The organism is Microcoleus sp. BR0-C5, from assembly GCF_036705045.1.
Taxonomy (GTDB): domain Bacteria; phylum Cyanobacteriota; class Cyanobacteriia; order Cyanobacteriales; family Microcoleaceae; genus Microcoleus.
In genome coordinates this window covers 1-1,137 of sequence record NZ_JAUBTR010000217.1, presented here as the reverse complement: position 1 = coordinate 1,137, position 1,137 = coordinate 1, and the positions used below count along the sequence as shown (strand labels likewise).

Annotated in this window: 1 protein-coding gene; it reads left to right on the top strand. The window is 51.6% G+C overall.

Going from position 1 to position 1,137, the window contains the following annotated elements:
- Positions 1–1,137 (top strand): DUF5906 domain-containing protein (locus QUB08_RS32025; RefSeq protein WP_333230330.1); only part of this gene is annotated, 1,137 nt, incomplete at both ends.

Here is a 1,137-nt window from a genome sequence, read left to right as displayed (position 1 = left end):
GTACAGAAGGCAGAGGCTGCACTTTACTCAGACGGTCACTGGAAATCTATTGGAGGACAGCTTTATCACTATGTCGGCAGTCACTACGAATTGCGATCGGAGTCCGAGGAAAAGCGTCGTATAGGTGACTGGCTCAATACCTACGCAGAGAAGGTAAAGGGTGTTTGGGTCAACAATCGAGCCAAGTCTAGTAACGTCGCTGAGGTTCTCAACTGGGTTGTGAATCGGAATGCGGTTGACCCAAACAAGATAAATCCTGACGGTTTAAACTGCTCTAACAGGGTAGTGAGGATTAATCCTGATGGCTCTCACTCGCTTGTGCCACATGACCCTAACCAGGTCTATACCTACGTTGGGAGTAAGTATGACCCTGGTGTGGATAGCGCCGATTGCGATCGCCTTTTGGAGTGTCTTGAGCCGGCACAGCGCGAGATATTCCTGCGGACTGCTGCTGCTGCGTTGAATTTGAAGCTGGTACGGTCAAAGTTGACGGGTAAGGGAGTCAAAGGTTTGTTGTGCTACGGCGAGGGGTCTAACGGCAAGGATACGCTGCGAGCTGTGTTGGCCGCTGTCTTTGGGCGGGGGATGACTGGGAAATCGCTGTCAGACTTCAAGGCTTACGACGGTGGACGTAAATTTGCACTGGCTACCATTGAGGGCGGTGTCTGTAATTGGGCTTCTGAGAATGCTTCAAATGTGAGTCTTGATGCACTCCAAAGTCTTAAGCAGTTCATCACGGGCGACCCGATTGATATTGAGCGCAAGGGTAAGGACAGTTATGAGTACAAGCCGACTGCTATCTTTTTGGCTAACTGCAATAAGCTACCGTCTATCACCGGGGGGACGGCTGCTATTGATGACCGCTACGGAATCCTGAGCTTTAAGAAAACCTACAAGCGCGGCGCTGTGGCGTCTCAGGGTGAGTTAGAAGCTGACCCGCGTTTTAAGGATGATGAGAACTTTATCCTTGAACGGATTGCGCCGGCGATGCTCAACAAGATGTTGGAGCGGATGCCGCTGTTGTTGGCTGAGGGGATTGACTACAAGGCGACCCGTGAGGCGATGCGGGAAGCTCAGGAGGAAAGCCGGCATCTTTGGCAGTTTGCTCGCGAGGTTGGATTGGAATTTAACCCAGAG